Annotated in this window: 22 protein-coding genes and 1 pseudogene; 9 read left to right on the forward strand and 14 right to left on the reverse strand. The window is 59.7% G+C overall.

The annotated features are described in order from the left end of the window. Window positions 1-224: 224 nt before the first annotated feature. On the forward strand, window positions 225-1,154 hold the full coding sequence (locus tag K289_RS50435; protein WP_156917977.1) for a hypothetical protein: 930 nt from the start codon (window positions 225-227) through the stop codon (window positions 1,152-1,154). A gap of 251 nt (window positions 1,155-1,405) precedes the next feature. Beyond that, window positions 1,406-2,341, forward strand: a complete 936-nt coding sequence (locus K289_RS51565; protein WP_198024714.1) for a hypothetical protein — start codon at window positions 1,406-1,408, stop codon at window positions 2,339-2,341. 51 nt (window positions 2,342-2,392) lie between these two features. On the opposite strand, the pseudogene K289_RS48645 reads toward K289_RS51565, so the two are convergent. The 4 genes and pseudogenes from K289_RS48645 to K289_RS44410 form a co-directional block, all read right to left on the reverse strand. Beyond that, window positions 2,393-2,580: pseudogene (locus K289_RS48645) on the reverse strand (IS256 family transposase); the annotation flags it as partial. A gap of 234 nt (window positions 2,581-2,814) precedes the next feature. Next, window positions 2,815-3,717: a hypothetical protein gene (locus K289_RS50440; RefSeq protein ID WP_156917978.1), complete on the reverse strand. Its 903-nt coding sequence runs from the start codon at window positions 3,715-3,717 to the stop codon at window positions 2,815-2,817. An 881-nt stretch (window positions 3,718-4,598) separates the two neighbouring features. Continuing rightward, window positions 4,599-6,092, reverse strand: a complete 1,494-nt coding sequence (locus K289_RS0114905) for a serine protease (protein ID WP_156917979.1) — start codon at window positions 6,090-6,092, stop codon at window positions 4,599-4,601. Between the two features lie 869 nt (window positions 6,093-6,961). Further along, on the reverse strand, window positions 6,962-8,197 hold the full coding sequence (locus tag K289_RS44410) for a vanadium-dependent haloperoxidase (RefSeq protein ID WP_063614144.1): 1,236 nt from the start codon (window positions 8,195-8,197) through the stop codon (window positions 6,962-6,964). 173 nt (window positions 8,198-8,370) lie between these two features. On the opposite strand from K289_RS44410, the gene K289_RS52985 reads away from it, so the two are divergent. Beyond that, on the forward strand, window positions 8,371-9,867 hold the full coding sequence (locus tag K289_RS52985) for a helix-turn-helix domain-containing protein (protein ID WP_051310583.1): 1,497 nt from the start codon (window positions 8,371-8,373) through the stop codon (window positions 9,865-9,867). An 850-nt stretch (window positions 9,868-10,717) separates the two neighbouring features. Here the strand turns inward: K289_RS52985 and K289_RS0114920 are convergent. From K289_RS0114920 to K289_RS0114945, 6 genes are all read right to left on the reverse strand, one after another. Continuing rightward, on the reverse strand, window positions 10,718-11,035 hold the full coding sequence (locus K289_RS0114920; protein WP_027552261.1) for a nitrile hydratase accessory protein: 318 nt from the start codon (window positions 11,033-11,035) through the stop codon (window positions 10,718-10,720). 4 nt (window positions 11,036-11,039) lie between these two features. After that, window positions 11,040-11,660: a nitrile hydratase subunit alpha gene (nthA, locus tag K289_RS0114925; protein ID WP_027552262.1), complete on the reverse strand. Its 621-nt coding sequence runs from the start codon at window positions 11,658-11,660 to the stop codon at window positions 11,040-11,042. Window positions 11,661-11,673: 13 nt separating this feature from the next. After that, window positions 11,674-12,396 carry a nitrile hydratase subunit beta gene (nthB, locus tag K289_RS0114930; RefSeq protein ID WP_027552263.1) on the reverse strand — a complete coding sequence of 241 codons (723 nt, stop codon included), beginning with the start codon at window positions 12,394-12,396 and terminating at the stop codon, window positions 11,674-11,676. After that, entirely contained in the window at window positions 12,393-13,421 is a 1,029-nt protein-coding gene (locus K289_RS0114935) for a GTP-binding protein (RefSeq protein WP_027552264.1), read from the reverse strand. The genes nthB and K289_RS0114935 overlap by 4 nt, the downstream gene beginning before the upstream one ends. A 132-nt stretch (window positions 13,422-13,553) precedes the next feature. After that, window positions 13,554-15,176: an MFS transporter gene (locus K289_RS0114940; protein WP_027552265.1), complete on the reverse strand. Its 1,623-nt coding sequence runs from the start codon at window positions 15,174-15,176 to the stop codon at window positions 13,554-13,556. A 14-nt stretch (window positions 15,177-15,190) separates the two neighbouring features. Then, the gene (locus tag K289_RS0114945) at window positions 15,191-16,027 is read right to left on the reverse strand and encodes an alpha/beta fold hydrolase (protein WP_027552266.1); all 837 of its coding nucleotides are present in this window, start codon (window positions 16,025-16,027) and stop codon (window positions 15,191-15,193) included. A gap of 214 nt (window positions 16,028-16,241) precedes the next feature. Between K289_RS0114945 and K289_RS0114950 the strand changes: the two genes are divergently transcribed. The 5 genes from K289_RS0114950 (at window position 16,242) to K289_RS0114970 (ending at window position 21,305) form a co-directional block, all read left to right on the forward strand. Beyond that, window positions 16,242-17,609: a sigma-54-dependent Fis family transcriptional regulator gene (locus K289_RS0114950; protein ID WP_027552267.1), complete on the forward strand. Its 1,368-nt coding sequence runs from the start codon at window positions 16,242-16,244 to the stop codon at window positions 17,607-17,609. A 330-nt stretch (window positions 17,610-17,939) separates the two neighbouring features. Next, entirely contained in the window at window positions 17,940-18,431 is a 492-nt protein-coding gene (locus tag K289_RS0114955; protein WP_035684758.1) for a hypothetical protein, read from the forward strand. Between the two features lie 167 nt (window positions 18,432-18,598). Next, entirely contained in the window at window positions 18,599-19,291 is a 693-nt protein-coding gene (locus K289_RS44420; RefSeq protein ID WP_051310585.1) for an FABP family protein, read from the forward strand. Window positions 19,292-19,312: 21 nt separating this feature from the next. Next, entirely contained in the window at window positions 19,313-20,023 is a 711-nt protein-coding gene (locus K289_RS0114965) for a dihydrofolate reductase family protein (protein WP_027552269.1), read from the forward strand. Window positions 20,024-20,033: 10 nt separating this feature from the next. Then, window positions 20,034-21,305: an NAD(P)/FAD-dependent oxidoreductase gene (locus K289_RS0114970; protein ID WP_027552270.1), complete on the forward strand. Its 1,272-nt coding sequence runs from the start codon at window positions 20,034-20,036 to the stop codon at window positions 21,303-21,305. 240 nt (window positions 21,306-21,545) lie between these two features. On the opposite strand, the gene K289_RS0114975 is transcribed toward K289_RS0114970, so the two are convergent. From K289_RS0114975 to K289_RS0114985, 3 genes are all read right to left on the reverse strand, one after another. Then, window positions 21,546-21,869, reverse strand: coding sequence for a hypothetical protein (locus K289_RS0114975; protein WP_027552271.1), 324 nt, complete (start codon window positions 21,867-21,869; stop codon window positions 21,546-21,548). Between the two features lie 164 nt (window positions 21,870-22,033). Continuing rightward, window positions 22,034-22,609: an isochorismatase family protein gene (locus tag K289_RS0114980; protein WP_027552272.1), complete on the reverse strand. Its 576-nt coding sequence runs from the start codon at window positions 22,607-22,609 to the stop codon at window positions 22,034-22,036. A 288-nt stretch (window positions 22,610-22,897) separates the two neighbouring features. Further along, window positions 22,898-23,245, reverse strand: coding sequence for a DUF3088 domain-containing protein (locus K289_RS0114985; RefSeq protein WP_027552273.1), 348 nt, complete (start codon window positions 23,243-23,245; stop codon window positions 22,898-22,900). Between the two features lie 111 nt (window positions 23,246-23,356). Here K289_RS0114985 and K289_RS0114990 point away from each other — a divergent pair, with 111 nt between their 5' ends. Next, window positions 23,357-25,213, forward strand: a complete 1,857-nt coding sequence (locus K289_RS0114990) for a long-chain fatty acid--CoA ligase (protein ID WP_027552274.1) — start codon at window positions 23,357-23,359, stop codon at window positions 25,211-25,213. On the opposite strand, the gene K289_RS0114995 is transcribed toward K289_RS0114990, so the two are convergent. Continuing rightward, a complete protein-coding gene (locus K289_RS0114995; RefSeq protein ID WP_027552275.1) occupies window positions 25,206-25,796 on the reverse strand; it encodes a hypothetical protein in 591 nt (196 codons plus the stop codon). The genes K289_RS0114990 and K289_RS0114995 overlap by 8 nt on opposite strands. Window positions 25,797-26,004 lie beyond the last annotated feature (208 nt).

Raw genomic sequence — 26,004 nt, forward strand, 5'->3', positions numbered from 1 at the left:
GATCCCATCATCACGGATATGGCTCGCGACCGGCTACTGGGCTCCTCAATTCTACCTTGAAGGAAATTGTGGCTATCGCAGCTCGAGACACGTATGATGAGGCCTTGTTTTCGCAGGGAAGTACTGCGGTGTGTCTGGAAGGTTCTTGGAGGCGCTCAAGCGATCGATCGATCACATTCGATGACACGTTGCGCTGGCCTAATAGACCGCAGGCAGGTGAGCCAATGTATCTATTTTTGTTTGCAAGGTCGTTACCTGCTTTTTTTGCCATTTTTGCTTTGCTCTATAGCGCTCAGGCAAACGCCAAGATCGAATATCACGTTACCTTCAACGATCCGAAAAATGCTCTTGCCGCAAACCGGATGGCGCTTTTGGCAAACCTGGACGCCGCCGTGGCTGACTGGGCCCGCTTTATCGCTAGCCGTGGTCAAGTCTGGATTGAGTTGTCGACAGTAAATCCCACGCCGGGCCATTTTGGCGCGACATCGCCGAATTGGGCTCGTCTAAGTCCGCAGCGAGACTTTTACGTTTTCGAAGGTTCCGGCCCACACAAGCTTAGAACTGGCGTTGCGGTTAAGCCCGATCAGCCCGATGTGATCATAACAATTGATCCGAACTGTCTTCGGACAATTTTTTGGATTGATCTACATCCGGATCGACGGAACGATCCAGTCCCTGGAGGGAAAGTTGATTTAGTGACCGCTTTTGCGCATGAGCTTGGTCATGCATTTGGCATTGATGGTCTCATCGACACTAATACAGGCCGCCTGCCGAAATTTTCCGAAGATCCGGTTGTCGAATCCGCTTCAACTTTTGAAATGCTTGTAAGGACGGAGATTGAGCCATTGTTTACCGGACCAAAAGCCGAAGCTGTATATGGCGGGCCCGTTCCTCTCATCTTTTTTTTCAACTCCAAAGACAAAGACGTTTGGCTCTCGCATGCTGGACGAAGATATCTTGCAAACCTTGATGCTATGGAAAATTTTTATCACATTGGTCGCTGCAACCCGAGCAAGGACGAAGGCGACTTGAGTTTCTTTTCGGTCATGAGCGGGTGCTGGAAATTTACAAATTCGGTTCAGGGCGTGCGCCTCTTTGTGAACAAGCTCGATGCCGCAATTCTCCTGGATTTGGGCGTGCCGGAGGCACGGTGATATTTATTTGGTGCCCCGTCTCAGACCTGAACTGGCACGGCTTCGTTTTGTAATCGAAGAAGATGGGGAACACTTTCAGCCGCCACGACAGAACCCGGCGGGCCGCCCAGTCCAGCACCACGGCCATATAGACGAAGCCCCGTAGGTGATGTCCGTCGACGAGACCTGGTGTGCGATTCCGAAGAAATCGGAATCAACATCAGCCAAGACCTACGGCCATCTTCGGCTTATCGAAGGAGGAGAGCGAATTCATGAACTCGAGTATTCGCAAATTGTTTATCACTGTCAGCTTTACGCTCTTCACGCTTTCGCTCTTTATAGGGCCTTTGCCTCTCTTCAGTGTTCCAGCGTACGGTAAGATCGACTATCGCGTAACCTTCAACGATCCGTATAATGATCTCGGCGCATACCGGCCGGCGCTTCTGGCAAATCTCGACGCCGCAGTCACGGACTGGGGCCGCTTTATCGCGAGTCGTGGCCAAGTCTGGATTGAATTGTCGACAGCAGGGTCCACGTCGGGCCATCTTAGCGCCGTCCCGGGTCATTGGGAGCATTTGCGTAATGAGAGAGACGTTAGCGTTTTCGAAGGTTCCGGCACAAGTAAACTGAGAACCGGCTATTCGTTTCGACCCGATCAGCCCGATGTGATCATAAGAATTGATCCGAACCACCTTAAGTCTCTTTGGATCGATCCACATCCGGATCGACGAACCGATCCGGTTCCCGAAGGCAAACGTGATTTGGTGACCACTCTTGCGCACGAGCTTGGTCATGGCTTCGGTATTGGTGGTTTTATCGATCCAGGTACGGGCGATCGGCCACAAGTTTCAACTTTTGACCAGCTGGTAAATACTGAGGCTGAGCCAATATTTACTGGGTCTAAAGCAAACGCCGTCTATGGTGGGCCCGTGCCTGTCATACATTTCACAGCCGAAGCCGATAACGTTCGGCTCAGACATGGAGGCCGAACGTATTGGACAGCGCAGACTCGTGGTGAAAATTGGCATCATCTTGGTCGCTGCAGTCCGACCGAGGACGAAGGCGACTTGAGTTTCTTTTCGATCATGACCGGGTGCTGGAAGTATTCGGATTCCTCTGGAGCGCATGGCTTGCGCGTTCGCGTGAATAAGCTCGATGCCGCAGTTCTCGAAGATTTGGGTGTGCCCGCAGTTCAGTCTTCGAAGTAAGGAAAGTTGGTAAGAGGGACATATTCGGAGCGTCGATCGGTGGAGCCGGTCAGCAGCGGCGGTTGCGGGCTGACGGTCGGTCGGCTTGGCGATGACCTCGATCCCGTCGTCACACCGAGAACGAGTTTTGGCAACTGGTTGCGACCATCGAGACGGCGCCAGCTTTTCTGCGCGCCCTCGACGAGCTTGAAGACCATCGCGAGCGCTGTGCTGTTCGACAGACAGCCCTTCGACCTGGGCGGCCACGCCGCCAGGGAACAGGCCTCACTCCGCGGACTTCTTGGGCCGATGCTTGATCCCCAATGGGTGTCTGGCGCGATCCGAGATGCGGACGCAGCCATCGACCGAAGAAACGGGCGCGGTTCGAGCACTGGCAGCTGAAAGCGACGAATGAAGAACTTGGCAGCTCGCGCTGCCAAAAAAAATACGCTACGCCCTTGACGACCGACCGGCTAATGGGTGTCACCGTAATCCTATTTCGCCTTCGTAACCTCTAAAATCCGTTTGAGAAATTCGCCGCGAACGGCGACCGCGCCGCTATGCCAAAACCCCATGGGATTATAATTGCCTCTGCTTGGTACTCCCGTCTCCAATTGCCTTGCCGTTTGCTCCTTCGACTCCACGGTACTCACAAAAATAGCCGCAAGCAGAAGTCGCCCTGAGTTTTCGCTAAGAAGAGCTCCGCCGGAAGACATTCCACTCGCATCGCAATCATTGAAATAAAAATTTGGATCAAAGCCGCCTTCTATTCTCTTGATTGAGCAGCCACGCTGAATGTGTTTCGGAAAAATTCTTCTACCTTGGGCGTCCTTTCTTTGGAAATCGATCGAATGCGCGACCTCGGTTAGCTTGGAATCTATCGTAAGGTTCTCTCCCGGTGGTGCGGGCACCGAGTAAGGATCTACCTCGATCGCGCCAACTCCTTCAAGTTTCAAAATCGCCCAATCGTCCTTCTGATCTTTAATAGCAGGGCATTTGAGCCCAGTGCCTAAAAGGTCAATGACCTTCATTGAATGTTCACTGCCATTCAAATCAGCCAATGTGAAAGTGCAAGCTTTGGCGGCTGCTACTGGATCGCAGGGTGTGACATGTTCGAGTAGGTGGCCAGCCGTTGTAATTACATTGTGTTTGACGGTAACCGAAGCTGTGCCCCTGAAACCTGAACACCTAATCGTTCCGGTGGCTCCGTATTTCTTGTGGATCACTTCGACCGGCTCGCTGGCCGTCGCGAGTTCTTGCTCGGTCTTCCGATGTTCGACACCATAGTAAGTCGCGGCTTTCCAAATGTAAGCCCGAAGACCATCAAGATCGCCGCCTACGGCGTTGCCATGACACCAATTGAAACCCATCGCGGTGTGAGGCAAGAGCGCAGCCATCGCTGCCGCGCCCACAAATGACCTGATACACATCGTCAAATTTTATGCAATTATTCACTTTACGGAAAGCACGGAACCATGACGGAAGGTATGCTTTCGATCAACTTCGCGGACACTTCGAGGTAGGACCGTGCTGCCGAAGCTAACATTGCGAGCAATGACCATCGATTCCGTGCGGCTGCTGAAACAAAGAGAAGAACAGCAAGAGCGGCGTTGACGATTCTCTGCCTTTTCTCCTTTTTTAAGACACCTAATGCGAATGCCACAATTGTCGGCAATCGCGATGCAAGCGGAAAGCCGATCGAGCTACGAGGATTGTTAGCCACGAAAGGGCCAGAACTGAAGCTCTCCCAAGAGGAGATAGCCCGTCTTCGCAAGACGATCGGTGACATTTTTTTGGTTTCATGGAATCCGTCGTCTAGCCGCAAAATAGCCGTACGATCTGGTTCGTTTGCCGCGAATAAATAACAGTTAGTCGTGACGAATGATAGTCAGCCGTTATCACGCAATCTTTTTCACAAACGAAGCGAGCTTCAGCGAGATGTTCGCGACGCAATGCATGAACAGGTTTGCCGGTGTAAGCCGCTAAGCGTTGACCGCCGCATGTGGTCAAAACTGAGTGCCTCAGCCGCGACGCCGCCTGCGCACTGAGACAATCGGCGACGTTCCACAGCAGCAGTATAAGAAAAAAGCGCGAGAAAAGTTTGAGAATGATCAACGGTCGCATTTGAAGGTCACGCTCGCGACAGATGCGCCCTGCTTGACAGCGCCGATTCAAGGATAGGCCGAGGCTTGATCCAAGGTGTCTAGCCTGGCGGCTGAAAAAATGCTTCTTTACGCGAATAAAACCGATTGAACTCTTTGTTCCGTCGACGACTTATTCACAGATTTGGACGATAAGGAATCAGGCAATCCCTATCTCGGCGTGCAACGAAATCGATCAGATCGAATGGGACCGTATTAAATACTACGACATCGGCCGCTCTGATTTGGAACAGAATATTCTTCGTTCCTCTAGCTCTGTATTTATCAACCAAGGCTACAAAATCTGCAAGGCGTTCTACGCCGTCTTGAGCAATCATGCTGATGACGCTACCAGATTTCAATAGCGGTTTAGATTTGGAAAGCTCTGAGTCTGCGTCGAGAATGACAACCCCACGCGTGGTCTCTGATATGCTATACTTTTTACGAAGCTCGTCGGTTAGATCGGCTACCACCAGACCTAGGACATGCGCTTGAACGGCGTCACGTGCGACGGTCGACATAGGAACGGTTGGCACGCGCAGTTTCTCGAATTGATCTTCGAAGCCTTGAATCTCGTCACATGCGAAAGCGCTGAGCCGCACAGCAATGGCGTAATTGTCGTGACGGTGGTCAGATTCGTCGAATCGGTATGGCGTGAAGTCCGGTAACCTCCCGCTCGTGCCAGCAGCGTTGATAGCGACGATAACTAGCTCGCCATTTCCAGTTCGCGCAAAGACCGGCGAACCGCTGGTTCCCCCAGTTGTAGCGCAGTCTGTGTAAATTTCACCAACCCAGTTCGCACGAGTCGGCTCAAAATGCTTTGCAGAACATCGCTGCACAATAAGGTCACGATTATAATCGAACGAGAGCGAAGAATCGCGGTATGTTCGAATCACCTCTGACACCGGCTTGGGCAGCGAAGGCATTCGCAATTGGGTCCCTGAGACCATAGTCAAGTTTTCGCCAACGCTGAGCATGAGCTTGGTGTTGTTAATTGGAAAAGGTCTCGCCCCAGGGACCTTCCATCTCAAGCGCGCGACCGCGACATCTCGTTGAGTGTTACCGTCGTCGATTGAGAAAATCTTGAGACCGCCTGCGCTTATATCGAGAGGTACCCGACGAAAGGGAGTATCTTTGTTTTGCCAGAAGCATTCCCAGGAGGGGGGCGATACGACAGACGGCTTGCCGCCGAAGCCACCCCAGTGAGTGACCAACGCATGAGAGTTGGTCATGACCATGCCGCCCTGTCCTATGAGGAAGCCGGTCGCAGTCCATGCTTCTAAAGCGATCGAGGAGCAAAAAATGTCGCCAGTCGTCTTGCGAATCTGGGATATCTCATCCTGTGATAAGCCTAGTTCAGAGCTCTTTGTGGCGAGTAGCGCCCGTAGTTCGATCGGCTTTCCGTTCGCATCGCGGCTGCCGACAATGTGATCATCCTGTAGTGCGATTGCCATCGCTGCCATTGGAGAACAGAGGAGGCCAGCAAGAGCCGCCGCAATCCCTCTAACAACCCTTCTTTTATCTTTGTCCGCGTCAAGCTGGCGGCTGCAACTAAAGTAGTCGGCTCGGACGGAACTGGTGGCGATCATGGAGGTGTGTCTTCTGATCACTAGTGCAGCGGCTTCGTTCACGTCTCTGTCCAACTGTTTCGATCGGAGATAGGCATTGAACGGGCAACGGGTGCACTATGCCCGGAGGCAACATTAAAAATGTGCAGGTTGAAGCTGAGTTATAGCCTAAGGTACGATTCACATGCTTCGATAACCTGTGGCGTCCTGAACGGCTTTGAGAAAGTCGCACGTGAGAGGCACGTAAAATGAACTGGCCGAATCGATATTCCACTTTTGTATATCGGGACCTGAACGAACTTCGCGGTCCGTTTGCTCCTTGGTTTCATGATTTCCGACTAACGCGCCCAAAAGAGTACGTTTATTGTCGTCACTCAATAAGGTTCTGCCGGAAACATGAGGCCGAGCACCCGCAAGCCGTAGCCAAAAAATAGGGTTCGGCTCGACGATCTACGTTCATCACCGGGCAGGTTCCGCAATGCTTGAGTCTGCGATTCAGTTCGCAAGATTGCCAATCACCGATCCATTTGTCGAGTGTCGTGCGCATGGAGAACATGGCGATCTGATCCTTCCAAACGCAAGATGAGGTCGCTGTAGTTGAGGAAGCAATTGCCGCTGTTGCCACCAGCGGATCGTGAGGATAGATTGGTTGCGGAAATTATATAGGCATTTCAATAACATATGAGTTCGCAGTTTTATTCTGACCGGCGCACCATCCAGTTCTCCTAAACAATTGTTTCATCTCTGCTTTCAGACGTAATTCCCGCACCTTTCAACAACCGGGGCACCATTCGCGCTGCCGAAGCAGCTCGCCGTTGATGCTCATCGAAGCCCCAAATGTTCGCTCCGAGGGTACAAGGGCGGATGCGGATCGGACATTGTTGAGCTTCCCGCAAGCGGACCCGTGATCTTTCGCTGGAATCGCACCGTCATTAGCGCCCCGCCATTGTGTTCGGCTGCATGACGTTCTCGACGACGTACTTGCCGATCTTGCGCCCCATCTCCTGGCCAACGCGCGTCGAAAACCGATAGTGGAAGCCCGCCCAGATGCGCGCCTCCGACACTTCATCGACGAATGCGTTGAGACTGGTCCAGCGGTGGGTGACGCCGGGTGCTGTTGGGCTGGTCAAAGTCAATTCAGGCACATTGACAGTGCCGAAAACGGACTCGGCCACCGATGCAACCGACGCCGCCATGATGCAATGCGCGCACGGATATTCTGGATGCATTGGGGTATCCGCTAACGGCAGCCAATTTGCGTCCGCGGCGGTGGCCGGGTTGTCATCGAGATCGCCGTTGCGAATGGCGGTCACGGGTCGCCAGAACTCGTAGAAATACTTGGCGTCGAAGATCGCAATGAATGCATCGTTTCTGGCAACCGCCACCAGTGCCATGAACCGTGCACTGTCACCAACGTCCAGCTTGTTTGCCGCAGCGAGCTGCCGCACGATCGGGTAGTAGACGATCGGACCAGGCGTCAGCCAGAATTGGGCGTCCTCCGTCTGTCGAGAGGAACGTTCCCTGCTCGCTCTGCTACCCAAGGCCATGATCTCGTTGTAGTCAGCCGCCCATTGCTTGCTGTCTAACGAAATTGGCGGCTGAGGACGAAATTGCGACGGGCTCGCTATGACGAAAGGCTTCAGCTTGGGCCACACCGAGCCGACGGTGATTGGGGTGGGAATGTATACACCCGGCTTGGTCTTGGGTCGGTAGGCGTCTGGCGCGTCGCAGCCGTCGTCCGCACGCGCTTCAAGAACTCGCGCGGCGACCGTTTCGCCGATCGCGACGCCTTCCGACTTGGGCTGACCATCTGGTATGGCCGCGAGGTAGTTCGTCAACGCTTCCCTCAACTCCCCCTCAGCGATTGGATGCAAACCGAGCAGGACCTTTCCCGCCGCAGCCGCAGCCGCTGCCTCCCTTGAAGCCATCGTCGATGCCGGCGGCTGGATCAGATAAGGACGATCGCGTTTATCGATCGCATTGACCGCGTCGAACATAGCCACGTGTGCCATGGCCATGACCCGTTCAGCCTGCGGTGGTGCCATCTTCGCGTTAGTCACGACCGTGACCGTCTTCTCGTTCCAATCGGCGATGACATCGGCCGATGCGCGGAAGCCTACGCAGGTCGATGCCGCTACCACGAGCAACAGACAAGACATTGTGCGCATGCTCGGCTCCGTTCTCGACTGCATCTGGTACTAGGGTCCCGCCAGCTTCCGCCCAATCCATTGCCCATCACTATCCATTTTGCGCCCCTGTTATCCGGCCTGCGTCCGAATCCCCCAACGGATAAGCAACGTTTTGTGATACGCTTAGGCGCAGGATGGAGGCTCGACCGCCGATGCTTCCTCGCGACGTGAAGAAAGCCCTGGCTCTGCTTGAGGCTGACGCCGAGCGCAGCATTGACGAGGTGGCTGCGACGTGCGGCGTGGCACGCCGGACGTTGGAGAAGCATTTCCGTCGCTTCGTTGGGCGCTCGCCATGCGAAGTCAGGCGCGCTTTTCTCCTCGAACGATTCCGTCACGAATTGCTGCGGGCACAGCCAAAGTCCAGCATTACGGAAATCGCAATGCAGTGCGGCGTTCACCATCTCGGACGCTTTGCCGCCGCCTATCGCGAATGTTACGGCGAAAGCCCTTCGGTTACCCTCAGGCGCCGTTGCGCGACCTTTGCGCGACAGGAGACAGTGCCAGCGGTGCTGTTGCCGACTCTCGATCGCCCGGTTATTGCCGTGCATTCATTCGAGCTCATCGGTGCGCGAGCCCACCAGTTGACCACGATCGCCGACGAAATTGCAATTGAGCTCCTGAGAGACCGCTGGGTTAGCGTGGGGCCACCTCGCCATGCCCGCTATCACCTGCGCGGCAAGGTGCGGGAGGACGGCGCACGGCGCTTGCGAATCCTGGTGATGTTGACGGACTTAGCGGCCGGGCGCCACATCTGGGCAGATCGTTGGGACGGGGAGCTCGACGACGTATTCGCCTTCGAGCAGAGCGTTGCAAACCGCGTCGCAAGTGCGGTCGAATCGTCGCTTCGATCAGCGGAGATCCAACGAGCATCCAACGGGGACCCCGCACAACTCGGTGCATGGGAGCTCACGATGAGAGCGCTGCCGCGAGCCCTTTTGATCCAACCCGCCGCTCAAGCCGAAGCGCTTGAATTGCTCGAAAGGGCAATGGCCCTTGCACCGCAGGATGCATTGCCAATAGCGCTCGCGGCGTGGTGCCATGCCCAGCGTGGGAGCCATCATCTTGGACCACAGCCTGACGCGGAAAAACAAGCCGGTCGCGAACTGGCCCTGCGCGCAAGCCGGCTTAACGCTTGCGATCCGAAAGTCGAGGCGTTGTTGGCCGCGGCCCATACACTCGCGCAGGATTTCGAGGCGGCCTCGATGCATTGCGATCGCGCCCTCGCGCTGGACGGAGGTTGCGTCTGGGGATGGAACCGAAGCGGCATGCTGCATCTCTATCATGGGCGAGCATCTGATGCGATCGAATGCTTTCAGTTTGCAAGAACGCTGGGCCCCGACGATCCGCTGAATTTCTTCTGCTCCATCGGGATTGGTTCGGCGCATTTCGAAGCAGGCCGTTACGATGAGGCTGCGCGATGGTTTACCCGTGGAATCGCCGAGCATCTGCCCGCGGTTTGGGTCAATCGCTTTCGCGCGGCGGCCTTTGCGTTGGCGGGCCGCAGGGAAGAGGCACGCCTGAGCTTCACTGAACTGACTCGTGCCTATCCTGATCTCACAATCAGCCAAGTTAGAAGGGCTTTGCCGCACACGCCAGGGTTTTGCGATCGTGCCTGCGAAGGGCTCGCGAGTCTCGGCATGCATCCTTAAACTGGTTCGTGGCTCCCCCCTCCAACGCGCGTCTGCGACGCCGCCGAAAAGGGCGGAATGCAAAGCCATCTGCATATGAGGCTTGATGGCTTCACAATAACCGGCGCGGGGGACCGCTGTCGGAGCTCGAACTGACCGAGTGTGCGCCGAATATAGCCGACAGGTGCGGGCAGATCGCGAAATGCACAAGGCGTCACAACGCGCTGGAATCCGCCCGCACCTTGGCCTAAGTCATTGGTTCGATTCAGTTGTCGTGTATCCGCCCCTGGGCACCAAAACTACGCCTTTCCGCGCTGGAGCACGATCTCATACACTGCGTCCGCTAGATGACGCGAAAAGCGTTCGCGGATTTCTCTCCCTAGGGTTCGCTAGGTTTACTTACGTTCAAATCTTGCCCCGGATTTGAACCTAGCCAGGGGTTCGCACAAGGGGCAGCTCCCACGATTGTGGGTTTCGCGATGCAGCGAACCTCCACCAAGCTGCCAAGTGCTCACGCCACCATACGAAGCACAAACAGTGGTTCGTTGTGTCGGTGGTTGCGTATGATTCCCTCCCTGGGCACCATTCCTGCGATTTTCCACGCTGGAGCACGATCCCCTACATCGTTCGCTGCATGATCGGTGCGAAGGGTGCTCGCGGGTCTATCTGCCCAGGGCTCGCTAGGTTTACGTACGTTCAAATCCACCCCCCGGGCAACCAAGCCAGGTGTCCGTCGAGTCAAGCCAATTCGAACGCCTCACATAAACTGCTGGCATGATCTCGGGTCGAAGGCCTAGCTCGACCGCACCGGCAGAGGTCGTTGGATGGATGCGCTCTGGGGGACCGCTGGATCAGTCCGATACCGAAGCGCCTAGGAAGATGCCTCGGCCGATTGGTCGACTAAGCCGGAGCGTTGCACCATCTGCTCAAGTACGGTGAACCAGATCTCGTAGTAGTCCCAACTTGGGTCGGTCTTGTCGTGGGTGGCCTCCCACGCGGCGATGCTTGATATCATTTCCGAACGGAAATCATCCCATTCGAACACGCCCTGTTTGGAAAGAGCCAGCGCCATGCCGAAGGCCTGACGCTCCCAGGGCGCGCTGAAGCAAAGGCTTCCATTGTCCTTGGGTGGCCTGTCGGGTTTCCCCAGCATGCTTCCCAAGGCGAAATGCTCGAAATTCGTTTGCATCGCGTCAGGCGCCCGGCGGCTTGACGATGGCGACGCCCATCATCGACTCAGGCGTGACAAGAGCCGCCAGTTGCTCTTCGCTGAAACTGTCGGTGCCCGCCGGTCGTTCGGGGACAACGAACCAGCGGATCTGGGCGCTGCTGTCCCAGGTTCGGATTTCCTTTTCGGGCGCAATGTCCAGACCAAATTCGTTCAGGACTTTGCGGGGTTCGCGCGCCGCTCGCGCGCGGAACGAAGGATCCTTGTACCAATAGGGCGGCAGGCCCAGAATCGGCCAAGGATAGCAAGAGCAGAGGGTGCAGATGATGAGATTGTGCACCTCCGACGTGTTGACCGCCGCCCGCATATGCTCACCTTCGGCGCCGGCTCCCCTGGTCACGAAGTTCATCTGCTCGACCGCAGTCATGGTATCTTCAGCCACAAGCTTCATGAAGGAGGGATCGACCCATGCCTTCGCGACGAGCTTTGCACCGTTGAACGGGCCCATCTCGGTCGCGAAGATCGCCATGATCTTGTCGACGGTGTCGCCGGTGATGACACCTCTCTCGATGAGCAGTGCCTCCAACGCGCGGACGCGCGCCGCGTTTAGCGTCTCCCGGTCGTTGGGATACTCGAAACGTTGCATGGTGTGCGGCTCCTCAGGGTGCGATGGCCGGTTCGAGATAGGCTTCGAACAGGTCCGCATAGAAGGTGAAATTCCGTTCGGTATTCCCGGGCCAGAGAGTCTCCGGGTCGAACTTGACGGAGTAGACGGGCATTGGTTTGCCGATTCCGTCCGGTCCTGTGTCACAAAGGTAGACGTAAGCGTCGGGATAAACGCCATCGATGATGCCCGGCTTGTTTCGCAGATGTCCGGGCAAGCGTGTGTGGTCGACCGATTTCGGATCGGCGACGCAAACGGCGTCGCCGATCGCAAAGCGAGGTTGCGTTGAGCGCTCCCGTTTCGGATCGTCACCGATCAGCAGGTATGTCCGCACGCGCGCGTCCACGGCGGCGTCTCCGCCTTTTGGCATGACGGGGGGCGACGTCAAAAAGGTTTCGGTTCGCGCGTCGAGTTCTGTCTGAGTGATGTAACCCTTCGCGACGAAATAGGCCGAAATTCCGCCAAGCCACTTTTCGTAGTAGCGGAATTTGAAGTAGTCGAAGGGATGTATCGATTCCGCGCCCTTGCGCAGGTCGGCCCAGGTCCATTCGGTGTTGAATGTGCTCGGCGTCGTTTCGAGATCGAGCTGCGGGCTCAGTGCCATCATCGCCGTATGGATTCCGAAGATTCTCTCCTCCCACGCTTCCGCGAAGACACGCGTATCGAGTGGGATCGGATCGAGACCTTCGAGTCCTCCGAGATAGTGCTGGAGCTTCATCGTTGCGCTGCCTCTTTCGGGGTCGATCGCGTGACAAGACTGGCATCTGACAAGGTCAGATCGGCGATCTCGTGTCGAATTCGGGTTGCATCGAGTCCTCGCCCGATGAAGACGAGTGCGCTGATGCGATGCTCATTCGCGGCCCAGGGCCTGCCCGGTCGACCTTCGAGCGTCATATGCACGCCATGGAAAACCCAACGCCGGGCCTCGCCTGCCAGCGAAAGGATTCCCTTGGAGCGCAGAAGGGTCTCGCCATTCTGCTGCACAAACCCGTTGAGCCACCGGAAGAAGCGGGGCTCGTCCAGAGCGCGGTCTTCGCGCACCTCGACGCTGATCACCGAGAGGTCGTGCTCGTGCTCAAGCTCGGAGAGCAGCAGCGGTTCGATGGCCAGGCAGTTCTTCAAATCGAAAGCCTTGACGTCGACAATGGAGGCGACGTCGACCCGACCGTCGATCGCCCCGACCATTCGGACCATCGGATTGATGGCCCGAATGGTCGCCTCGCATTTGGCGCGCGCGCCGTCGTCGACCAGGTCAAGCTTGCTTACTACTGCGACGTCGGCGAAGGCGATCTGCTCGGCCGCAACGTTCTCGCCAGAACCCTGATCGGCAAGCCACCGGTCTATGTTGATGGCGTCCACCACGGTCACGACCGCATCGAGCGCGGTGGTTTCAGAAAGGACCTCATCGACAATAAAGCTTTGAATGATGGGGGCGGGATCGGCCAGCCCCGTGGTCTCGATGAGGATGCGGCGGATTGGTCTTGTTCCGGAGAGCAGGCTGGTGATGGTTGAAACAAGGTCGGAGCGGACCGTGCAGCAGATGCAGCCGTTGTTGATCTGGAGAATGTCCTCATCGACGCCGACGACCAACTCGGCATCGATGCTGATGGCTCCGAACTCGTTCACGATGACCGCCGTATCGGCCATCATCTCGCTTTCGAGCAAGCGATTGAGCAGCGTAGTCTTGCCGGATCCCAGATAGCCAGTCAGGACAGTGATCGGAATTTTCTGCGATGTCGCCATTGTTGCCGCCGGATTGTTTCAGTGCGTCTCGAATGTCTGATGAAGTTTGGGATGCGCCGCTCGGGCGGCGTCTTCGCCACGAGGCCCTGCGACGGCGGGGGATTCGCCGCCGCAGGTCAGGAGTGGTGCGGATTAGCTGCGGATGTCGCGGCCGCGGGTTTCCGGCAGCAACAATGCCCCGATGATCGCGGTCGAACCGGCAAACGCGATGGTGTACCAAAGGCCGCCGAAGATGTTGCCGCTCGCGATGACGACCGCCGTTGCGACGAACGGGGCAAAACCGCCGATCCAGCCGTTACCGAACTGCAGGGCGACGGAAACGCCGCTGTAGCGGATGTGGACGGGAAACAGTTCGACCAGGAGAGCCCCAAGCGGCCCGTAAACCATGGTCGCCAGGAAGACCAAAGCGAACAAGATGGCGATCACCACTGGACCGTTGGGCTGCGCCGGCGCCTTCGCCGACGGAAGACCTCGTTCGGTCAGCTCCTTCAGAAGCTTGGCTTCATCGAACGCCGCCGCCGGATCGTCGTTGACCTGGACGCCAAGTGATGCGGTATCGGTCTTCACGACGTATGGAACGGCATTCGCGGTCAGGAATGCCTTCAGGCGCGTACATTCCTTCGTCGCCTGGGGGCGGAAGAGCTGGCCGATCCAGGACTGATCCTCGCCGCAGTCGTTTCCGTGTATGACCACCGAAGTCTTGGCGCGGAATTCTGCTAGCGCCGGATTGCCGTAAGTCGCCAGACTCTGGAATAACGGCATGATCAGCAGGGCAGATAATGCGCATCCAGCGACGACGATCCACTTGCGCCCGACCTTGTCGGAGAGCCAGCCGAAAAACAGGAAGAACGGTGTTCCGAGAGTGAGCGCGACCAGGAGGTAGAAGTTGGCCTGATCCTGGCTCATCTTCAGTGCGGTGGTCATGAAATAGAGGCTGTAGAAATGCCCCGTGTACCAAATCACCGCCTGACCCGCCACCACTCCAAAAATGGCCACGAGCACCAAACGCAGATTGCGCCGATCGCCAAGTGTGTCGACAATCGGATTTTTCGAGCCTTTGCCCTCGGCCTTCATCTGCTGGAATACAGGTGACTCGTGCAACTTCAACCGGATGTACAAAGAGAGGATCAGAAGCGCGATTGATCCGATGAACGGGATGCGCCAGCCCCAGCTCGAAAAGCTCTCCGCCGACATGGAAGAACGGCAAAGAATGATGACCGCAAGCGAGAGAAACAGCCCAAGCGTCGCCGTGATCTGGATCCAGCTTGTCGTGAAGCCTCGCTTGTCCGGATCGGAGTGTTCGGCAACGTAGGTCACCGCACCCCCGAATTCGCCGCCAACGGCGAGCCCTTGCAGCAGGCGCAATCCAACCAAAATGGTCGGAGCCCACCAGCCGAAAGTCTCGAATGAGGGCAGCAGGCCGACCGCTGCGGTGGCGAGGCCCATCACCAGCATGGTTACGAGGAATGTCTTTTTGCGGCCTACGAGATCGCCGAGGCGTCCGAAGACGACGGCGCCGAACGGGCGAAGAACGAAACCCGCGCCGAAGGTCGCCAATGCCGCGAGCAATGCCGCTGTGTCATTCCCCTTCGGAAAAAATAGCGTGCTGAAAAACGCCGCCAATGAGCCGTAGACAAAGAAATCATACCACTCGAAAACGGTGCCCAGGGCCGCCGCGAAGATGATGCGTTTGGTATCGCGATTGAGGCGGTTGGAGGCGAGGCTGGTTTGTGCATCGATAGCTTGAACGGACATCCTATCCTCCCTTCTCAATCGGCTTGGTGTACGTGAGCGGTGGCGTTTTCGGTTAGGCGTGGCGGCAGCATGCCCTGCTGCATCAGAAATTCACCCAGCAGGCGATTGAATGCGTCCGGTTGCTCGAGCATCGGGAAATGACCGGCCGATGCCATGATTTGAAGCTGGCTGTTCGGAATGCCGTTCGCCAAGGTTCGCGACTCGCTTGGTGGGGTGATGACGTCCTCCTCGCCGACGACGACCAGCGTCGGCACGCTGATCTCGCCAAGTCTCGCGCGGCTGTCCGACGCGTTAAGCGAGGCAATTGCCTGGCGCGCGACAAAGGCCGGTGTCTGCGCGACCTCGTTCCTGGCAAAGCCAATGAGCTCAGCGCTCGCAGCAGAGCCGAAGGATCGTTCGATCACCTTCTGGCTCGCTGTCACCACACCCAGTTCGTCTATGGCTTTGCGCACGTTCTCGACGTTGACGTCTGCGCCCAATCCATGCGGCGTGGCCCCTACGAGCACCAACGCTCGCACGCGTGCCGGGTGGGCGAGCGCGAAATTCTGGGCCACAGTCCCGCCCATCGAAAGACCGACAAGAACGGCCGACTCGATGGACAATGCGCGGTACACTCCGAGCACGTCTTCGACGAAGGCGTCGATCGTGTACTTTCGGTCCTCGGGGCGCGGCGAGCGGCCGTGACCGGGCAGGTTGATGCGAACCATCTGGTGACGGGTCGAGAATGGCTCGACCTGCTCACGCCAGAACTCCGCTGTCGTCGTGAAGCCGTGCACGAACACCAATGGCATTCCTTCTCCGGACACCTGCACGACTGTGTCCCCGATCGTGATCGTTCTGATGAGTGTCATTCCGCTCCTCCCGTTGTCCCAGCGAGAGGTTCGCAAACGCCGTGCCATATCGGCTTCTTGTCATGGGATCGCGCGCTAACGCTCTGACATTGCGATCTGAATTCCTGTGGGCGAGAGCCACGGCCCCGATTTGACGCCGATTGATCGCAGCGCTAGTGTATCAATTATGTGACACTAACTGTCGTATAAATACGACGCAGGCTGTGGTCCCTCAATGGTCCTTTCGCAGTGGATTGCCGGATCTTTGGAAGAAGCAGGCTTCCTAAAGCTTGTGCTCGACCACGTATCGGACTGTCTCGTGGCGGTTGATACTTCCGGCACGATTGTCCTGATCAACCAACCCTATTGCAGACTGTTGGGAGGCGAAGCTGACGATTTCATCGGTCGACATATTACCGAGGTGGTGGGTCCGCAGACCAAGCTTCATCTTGTGGCGCGTGGGGAAGGCAGCCATGTCGGCTATCCCCTGAAGGTGCGTGGGCACCAACTCATTACAAGACAGGTTCCCGTACTTCAGGATGGTCGCATCATTGGCGCGGTCGGGATGGCACTATTCTCCGATTTCGGCGCTCTGAAGAGGACCTTCCGACGGGTCGCGCAGGCCGAACTGGCGATGCCGGAAGGCAAGCATTGGCGCTCGCGGTTCAGCATGCGCGACATCGTTGGCGAAGGCGAACTCATGAACGCGTACCGAAATTCGCTCGCGGTCGTCGCCGGTCATGATCTTCCAGTCTTGATATCGGGCGAGACCGGGTCCGGCAAAGAGCTGGCCGCACACGCCATTCACGCGAATTCGAGCCGATCCGAGGGCCCCTTCGTTTGGATCAATTGCGCTTCAATCCCGAGCGAGCTGATCGAAGCCGAGTTGTTTGGGTATGAGGGCGGCGCATTCACCGGCGCGCGCAGTCGCGGAAAGCTCGGAAAGTTCGAGTTGGCCTCCGGCGGCACGCTGTTCTTGGATGAGATTGGGGATATGCCATTGCACCTGCAGGGCAGCTTGCTGCGGGTTCTTCAGACAAATGAGATGGTGCGGGTGGGGGGCACAACTCCGGTTGCGGTCAATGCCCGGGTTGTTTGCGCAACCAATCAATCGCTTCCCGAACTGGCCCGAGCCGGTCGCTTTCGGCAGGATCTTTATTACCGCCTGAGCGTGTTGCCGATCAGCGTGCCGTCCCTCCGCGAGCGGGACGATATCGAATTTCTCGCCGGACAATTGCTCATCCGGATTGGGGAGCGGTTGGGCAGCGAAACGAGGAACCTATCGCGAAGAGAGTTGGCGTCGCTGGGCGCATATAGGTGGCCTGGAAATGTCCGGGAGCTGGAAAACGTGCTCACTCGGTTCATCGTGACCGGTCAACTATCGGTGCTCCCGGCACATGCTCCGTCAAGGCCGGAAGCGGAGAAGGCGTCCGGACTGCTGAAGCAGCGCATCCAGTCTCAGACCGCGACCGAAATTCGAGCCGCCTTGGAGAAAACCGGCGGTAACAAGCGCCAAGCAGCAGGGCTGCTCGGCATCAGTCGCGGGCATTTGCATCGGCTCATGAAAGAGCAAGCCTCTGATCCCAATCAAGCGCGGGATTAACGCGGTAGGGGATTTGGCGAGAAGCGAATCTCCGCCACCATGCCAGCGCTCACGCCACCATGCTAAGGACAAATAGCGGTTCGTCGTGTCGGTGGTTGCGTATGTTTCCCTCCCTGGGCACCATCCAGCCTGATGGCGCTTTCCTGAAAATCGCTTGCTGAAGTCTGGATGCTCGGCCGAAGCGGGCTAATTGATTCCGCCGTCAAGCTTCCGAATCTGACCGACAGCCATGTCTGGTTGTGAGAGGCGGTAGCTCAACTTTCATGGGAGCGTGATACTTTCCATTCCGGGATGGACATTGGCCGTCCCCGCATTTGGGAGGACATGGCTATGAGGCTTTCGTCGCTCTTCTTCGCGAGCCCAGCGGTCGCAATCGCATCGCTCGCACTGCTGCTGTGTGGCCTGGGCGGCACGGCAATGTCTCAACCGACACCCGCCGACACCCAGCTTCCCGGCGTCACGGTCGACGCGCCGAAACAAGTGGCGAGGCCTTACAGGCCGACGCATCGTATGGCAGCCCACAGCACCGTCTCTCGCACGTCGCCAACCATCTCGACCGCTTCGGCGGCGCCAATGTCGGATGCCGCGAAGCTTGCCAAGCTCGAACGCGAAACGGGCAGTTGCGTCGGCGGTTGCCAATCGAGCTTCAAGACGGGCAATAAGCCCTGGGTCGGTTGCAACGCTTCGGGTGGCGTGTACTCGTTCACTTGCCGAAACGTCGGCAACTACAAGACCTACGACGAGTGCAAGGAAGCCGGACGGATCACCGGTTGGCGATCCGGTGAGACCATGGCGTATTGCAGCAGCCTGGCGTTGAAGTAGTAAACGTCGCGTCCAGAGCTGACGAGGCCTGCATGCCGGCGTGGCCTGGATGAGCGACTTGCGCTGAACGGATCGCCAGTGCCCACCCGGTTTGTGAGGCGCGTTTGAATCCACATAGCCTGCTCTTGTGCTATTGCTACTCCCCGCACCCCCCGCGAGGCCGCCCCATGCTCCCCATCCCAGCCGACATCTTCACCGAGCCCGACGACGTCTCCCCCGATGGCCTCGCCAATCTCGGACCGCTCCGCCGTCTCGCCGGGGTCTGGCAGGCGGACAAGGGCATCGACATCAATCCGAAGGCCGAGGGGCCGGAGCGGCGGACCTTCATCGAGCACATCCGGATGGATCCGATCGATCCGCAGGCCAACGGGCCGCAGCTCTTCTATGGGCTGCGCTATCACATCCACATCAACACGCCCGAGGAAGACATCACTTTCCACGACCAGGTCGGCTATTGGCTGTGGGAGCCCGCGACCGGGCTGATCATGCAGACGCTCGCCATTCCGCGCGGGCAGGTGCTGCTTGCGTCGGGCAAGGCTCAGCCGGATGACAAGAAGATCTCGGTTACGGCGAAGCGCGGCGAGACGGCTTACGGGATCTGCTCGACCGATTTCCTGGAACAAGCCTTCCGCACCGACAGTTATCGTTGTGACATCACTTTCAACGATGATGGAAGCTGGACCTACCTGATTCAGACCGAGCTTTTCGTGAGAGGCGCGCCGTTCAATCACCGCGACACCAATACGCTCAAGCTGGTCGCGCCGCCGAAGCTCAATCCGCTGGCGGTGATCGTGAACGATCGCGCCAAAGGTGATCGCGCCAAGGGTGATCGCGCCAAGGGTGGCGGACCGGCGGCCTGAGAGAGCATCCCGGAGTTTTGCATGAAACCGCATGTCATCTGCCTGATGACCACGAGCGTCGACGGCCGCGCGCATCACAGCCGCTGGCGGCCGAAGGGCGCGGGGGCGGAGTGGTTCGAGCGGATCCATGACGAGCTCGGCGGCGATGCCTGGCTGATCGGGCGCGTCACCGGCTCGGAGTTTGCCAAGGGCAGGCCGTATCCCACCACGACGAGCGAGACGTTTCCGCGCGAGAACTGGTTCGCGCGGCGCGATGCGAGCGCCTATGGCGTCGTGCTCGACGCGCACGGCAAGATCGGCTGGGGCCGCTCGGACATCGGCGGCGATCCGATCGTCGTGGTGCTGACCGAGAGTGTGTCGGATGCGCATCTCGCCGGCCTGCGCGGCGAAGGCGTATCCTACATCTTTGCCGGAAAGTCGGAGATTGACCTGGCGCTGACACTGGAAATTCTCAATCGCGAGCTCGGCGTGAAGCGGCTGCTGCTCGAGGGCGGCGGCGCGGCCAATGGCGCGTTCCTGCGCGCAGGGCTGATCGACGAGCTCAACTTGATCCTGTGTCCCGCGGTGGATGGCGCGAGGGGCGCGCCGATCGTGTTCGACTCAGGCGAAGCCGAGAGCGATGAGCGCGCGCCCGTCACCGCGATGACGCTGGAGAGCACGCGGCCGCTCGGCGGCGGCGTCCTGCTGCTGCGCTATCTCATCCAGAATGACCCGCAGGCCGTGGGCAAGTAAAAGCGCCGGCATGTCGCGCAAATCATCAGAGCACATTGTCATCGTCGGCGCCGGCGCGGCCGGTCTGATGGCCGCGCGCGAGCTCGGGCGCGCAGGGACGCGCGTGACGATTTTGGAGGCACGCGAGCGCTGTGGCGGGCGCATCCATCCGCTGCCCTCATCAGAGTTCGGCTACGCCGCCGACGGCGGCGCCGAATTCGTCCATGGCGAGGCGCCGGTCACGCGCGGCCTCGTGCGCGAGGCGAATCTGTCGCTCGAGGAGATCGAAGGCGCGCAATGGATTTTCGATGGCGAAACGCTCTCGCGCGAGCAACTGGATCCACATGAGGCGAAGCTTCATGGCGTGCTGAAGGAGCTGAAGGACGATCTTTCCGTCGCCGACTTCCTGCGCCGTCATTTTGCGGGAGGCGAATACGAGCGACTGCGCCACGACATTGCGTTGATGGTCGAGGGCTATGACGCCGCCGACCCCGAGCGTGCCTCTACGCTGGCGCTACGCGACGAATGGATGGACGGCGGCCACAGCCCGCTGGCGCGCATCGTCGGCGGCTATGGCGGCCTCGTCGCCCATCTCGCGGCCGAGTGCCGCAGGCATGGCGTTGCGATTCGCTTCGGCTCGGTCGTCTCGGCGATCGAGGAGACTGGCGGCACGGTGAGCGTTCGCTGCGCCGACGGCGAGGCGTACGCCTGCGACAGGGTTATCCTCACCGTGCCGCTTCCGCTGTTGGCAAAGATCGCGCTTCCGCAAGCTGCGCGCGACAAGGCTGCAGTCGCCGCCGATATCGGCTTCGGCAACGTGATCAAGATTTTGCTGCGTTTCGAGCGGCCATGGTGGCTCGACTGGAAGGAGGATCTCAGCGAGCTCACCTTCCTGCTGTCGGACGAGACGATCCCGGTGTGGTGGACGCAACGTCCCTCGAAGTGTCCGGTGCTCACCGGCTGGTTCGGCGGCCCGAGAACGGCGGAATTGTCCCGCCTCGATCCGCAGGCGCTGATCGCGGCCGGGCTGGATTCGCTCGCCGCCATCTTCGGCCTGCCACGCAAGGATATCGAACGCGGCCTTGTGGCGGCGACCGCGACCAACTGGGCGCACGATCCCTTCGCGCGCGGCGCCTATTCCTGGGCGACGCCGCAGACGCGCGAGGCGCAATCGATCCTTGCGTGCGCGGATGGTCCTGTCCTGTTCTCCGGCGAAGCGCTCTATCGCGGCCGCGACATGGGAACGGTCGAGGCGGCACTGGCGAGCGGGCTTGAGACGGCGAAGATGATTTTGCGCGGATAGGCCTGTCGCATTTGGAGAGGAACTTGGGAAGCAGCTTCAAAGCGGGCCATCCTTCGAGACGCCCGCCTTTGGCGGGCTCCTCAGGATGAGGTCTTGTTTCGCGGTACGATCTTTGACCCTCATGGTGAGGAGCGCCGCCTTCCGGCGCGTCTCCCGGACGATGCTTTCGCATCGCCTAGAGAACCATGAGGCCGAGTGCGTTCGCCAGGAAAAAGGCCCGCATCTTTGCGGGCCTTTCGTCTAGTAGCGATAGCCGCCGGAGCCGAAGCTGAACGTCACGCCGGGACCGCCACCGCCGTAATAGCCGTAGGGCCCGGCGCCATAATAGCTATGCCGCGGATAATAGCCGTAGCTGCGATAGTATGGACGATAGTGGCCGTGATGACCCCAGTTATGATGATGGTGGCGGTGTCCGCGCCAGTGATGCCGGTGTTGCGCGCTGATGTCGGTCGATGGGCTACCTTGCGCGTTCTGCGCCGCCTTTCCGTTGTTGGCCGCGTGAGCCGCGGATCCGCCGGCAAGTGCCGCAGCACCGACAGCCATCGCGACAAGGAGATACTTCATGTCATCACTCCAGTTGAGATTACCGTGTGATAACAGAAGTGCGTCCGCGACGTTCCGGCGTCGAAACGACGCAGACCTCAGTTTTGATCAACGCGTGTGAATGATCGCGTGTCGCGCGATCTATTGTCGCATGACACCGTGTCTGCCTCGCAATCGCCGCGGTGTCATGCCGTGGCAAGCATCGCGATAACTTCATCCGTTGTGACGATGCGGGCAAACTCGCCGTTGAGGTTCGACAGCGTCATCGCATGGATAGCCTCGGCCGAATGCGCATCGCCATCGGGCCCGAGCCGATCGAACGTCCATGTCGCGTCACGCACGAGGTGGGTGTCGAAGCCGAGATTGCCTGCCATCCGCGTCGTGGTCTCGACGCAATGATTGGTCGTGGCGCCGCAAATGACGAGCGTGGTGATGCCGGCTGCGCGCAGCCGGCCCTCGAGGTCGGTGCCGATGAAGGCGCTGTTGACGCGCTTGATGATCACCGGCTCACCCGGCGCTTCGCGCGCCTCGTCCTTGACCTTGTAGCCGGAGCCTGTCGGCAGAAACGACGATGTCGGCCGCGTGCCCTCGTGGCGGATGTGGAAGATCGGCGCGCCGCTCGCCCTGAACGCCTTGAGCAGATCTGCGATCCGGGCCACCGCATCCGGATTGTTGCGCCGCTTCCCCGCAGCCTCCCATTCATCAAACGCGCGCTGGACGTCGACGACGATGAGGGCGGTGAGCGAGGGCAGGCGGATCATGGGGCGGCTTTCCGGGTCTTGGTGGGGAGTATGCGAGGTTGCCACCGGTGCAGACAAGGCCGATTTTTCCCTCGTTTCGAGACGGGCCGCCGGATGGCGAGAGTGAGCTGAGTGGCGACCTCATGCTCCGTCATTGCGAGCGCAGCGAAGCAATCCAGACTGCTCCCGCGGAAAGACTCTGGATTGCTTCGCTGCGCTCGCAATGACGTGTTGATGCAGCCACCGCGCACACCGCGCTCCCTCCCCGCAAGGGGGGGGAGGGAACGGCACCGCGCACGCGGCACCCCCTCACGGATGCGGATCGGGGAAGCCGTGGCGTTCGGACAGTGCGGCGAGGATCGCGTCCTTGTCGGCGATGAAGGCGCGGCCGCGATGCTGGCCGGTCTGGTGCGGTGACGTCGCCCCAATCGCGAGCACCAGGAGCGGCAGCGACTGGTTTTCTTCGCCGACGAGCTCAATCACGGCCTGCCGCGGTCGCGGCCATGCGATGCGCTCGACGTCGAGCCTTCCGGCGAGCGCCGGAAACGAGGCCAGCACGCCCTCGATCAGTGCGCAATGCCAGCAATAGAAGCGCCGGCCCGGAAAGGCCGGGTCCTCGAAATCGGGGCGCAGCAGAAACAGACGGTCACGCGTCATGGGCCGCTCCGAAACATGGCCGCCTTGCTGAGGATCAAGGTGGGACTGGCTGGCCGACCTAACCTCAAGGCAGTAAATCTTTCCGGGAATCGATCGTTGCGGGAGGACGCCATGCCGGAGCCCATCAGTCAACCGCCGATCAGTCGACCGCAGGCTGCGCCCCGCACGCTCGCCGAGGTGAGGACGCTGCCAGAGCTCCTGCGCTGGCGGATCGCTCTGACGCCGGCGGCGGAGGCCTACCGGCATTTCGACAACGCCGCGAGGCGCTGGGTCAGCCAGTCCTGGCAGGAGATCGATGCGGAGCTCGAGCGCTGGCGGCGGGCGCTCGCGGCGGAAGGCTTGGCGGCAGGCGAACGCGTCGCGATCCTGATGCCGAACGGGATTGCGCATATCGCGATGGACCAGGCGGCGCTGTCGCGTGGCCTCGTGCCGGTGCCGATGCACGCCGTCGACAACCCAGACAGCATCGCCTACATCCTCGCCGATTCCGGCGCGCTTCTGCTGTTCGTGGATACGCTGGCGCGCTGGCAGGCGATCGTGGCCGCCGGCCAGCCGCTCGACACTCTCAGGCGCATCATCTGTGCCGATGCGGCGGGTCTTGCGGCAAGCGAGGCGCGCATCGTCGCGCTCGACCACTGGCTCGATGCGGCACCAGGCGCGGCCGCGCCGATGCCGGACGTCGCGGTCAATCCGGACGATCTCGCCGCCATCGTCTACACGTCAGGCACGACCGGGCGGCCGAAAGGGGTGATGCTGTCGCACGACAACATCGTCGCCAATGTGAAGGCGATCGCCGGGCGCATTGCCGCTCACCCGGACGATGTCTTCCTGTCCTTCCTGCCGCTCTCGCATACGTTCGAGCGGACCGGCGGCTACTACTATCCGATCGCGGCCGGCGCCTGCGTCGCCTATGCGCGCTCGGTGCCGCTGCTGTCGGAGGATCTGAAGCGCGTCCGCCCCACGGTGCTGAATTCGGTGCCGCGGATCTATGAGCGCATCTACGCGCTGATCATGCAGCATCGCGCTGCGGCCGGCGGCGTCGAACGCGCGCTGCTCGATCTCACGCTTGCCGTCGGCGGCCGGCGTTTCGATGCGCGGCAGGGGCGCGCCTCGCTCTCGCTGTTCGATCGCCTAGCCTGGCCGCTCCTGAAGCGGCTCGTGGTCGACAAGGTGCTGGCGCAGCTCGGCGGCCGCTTGCGGGTCGCCGTCTCCGGCGGCGCGCCGATCGCCGAGCCCGTCATCCGCCTGTTCCTGTCGCTCGGGCTCGACATCCTCCAGGGCTACGGCATGACCGAGACCTCGCCGGTGGTCAGCGTCAACACGGTCGAGGACAACGACCCGCGCTCGGTCGGCCGCGTGCTCGACGGCATCGAGGTCAGGCTCGGCGAGCGTGATGAGCTGCTCGTTCGCGGACGGAGCGTGATGCTCGGCTATTGGCACAAGCCGGAGGAGACGCGCCGCCTCAAGGAGGCCGATGGCTGGCTGCACACCGGCGACCAGGCGCGTATCGACAACGGGCGCATCACCATCACCGGCCGCATCAAGGACATCCTGGTCACCTCCACCGGCGAGAAGATCGCGCCGGTGGATCTGGAGACCGCGATCCTCGCCGATCCCCTGTTCGAGCAGGCGATGGTGATCGGCGAGCAGCGGCCGTTCCTCACCGCGCTGGTCGTGCTCAACGCCGAGGCCTGGGAGCAGGAGCGCGCGCGGATTGCGACGAGCGGCAAGCAGGGCGAAGCGGCCGAGCGCGCCGATCTGCTCGCGCGGATCGCTGTTGCGGTGAAGGCCTATCCATCCTACGCGACGCCGCGCGCGGTGTGGTGGACGCTCGAGCCCTGGACCATCGCCGCCGGACTTCTCACGCCGACCCTGAAGAACAAGCGACCCGCGCTCGAACATCGCTTCAAAGCCGAGATCGAGCGGATCTATGCGAAGAAGCCGGCGACGGCGCGGAATATTACTTGAACGGATCCTGGATCGACGGCGACGACTGCCGGATCCGGCGCACGCTCACCGGCGTGCCGTCGGAGACGAATAGCAGCTCGTATTTGCGGCCCTCGTTGTCGGTCGCCGAGCAGGTGATGTCGGAGACTTTCTTGGCGGCGAAATTGCCGGTCTGGCGGCAGATTCCCGTGGAGGCCTGCTCGGCCGGCACCGGCAGGCCGTCGACCTTGGGCCGGTGCTTGGAGTTGAGCAACATGCGGTCGATCGGCAGCTCGTAGGAATTGTCGTCGGCGCGCTTGCCGTTCTCGCCGGAGAACGACACCACATGGCTGTCATCGCTGGGATCGTCGATCGCGACGGCGAAATTGACCCGGCCCTTGTCGCCATGGGCGTACGCCACCGTCTTGCAGGCGAAGGTGCGGCCCGCGATCTTCAGCGTCTTGCACTTGCCCGACATCAGCGCCAGGAGGTCGATCAGAGCGTTCTGCTGCGCCGGCGGATTGTTGACTGCAATCGGGGTGGAAGACTCGGCAAAACAGGGACTGGCGAAAGCCAGGAAAGCAGGCACGAGGGTCGCGGCGAGAACCGGTCGGCGGAGGCGCATCGTCAGGCTCGCATGCCAAGAGACCAGAGAGGCGGAGACCAGTGGAGCGGGCAGATTCCGTCCACCAACCATCGAACCCCGAATTGGTTGCGATCCCGTTCGTTCTACGATGCCAGACTGCAATACCACCGCGCCACCCGTCGGCGATTCGCTAGATCGCCCAACCCGTCCCAAGCCGGCACATGCCGCCAAGCCCATGTTTTTTTCG

The organism is Bradyrhizobium sp. Cp5.3, assembly GCF_000426265.1.
Taxonomy (GTDB): Bacteria; Pseudomonadota; Alphaproteobacteria; order Rhizobiales; family Xanthobacteraceae; genus Bradyrhizobium; species Bradyrhizobium neotropicale.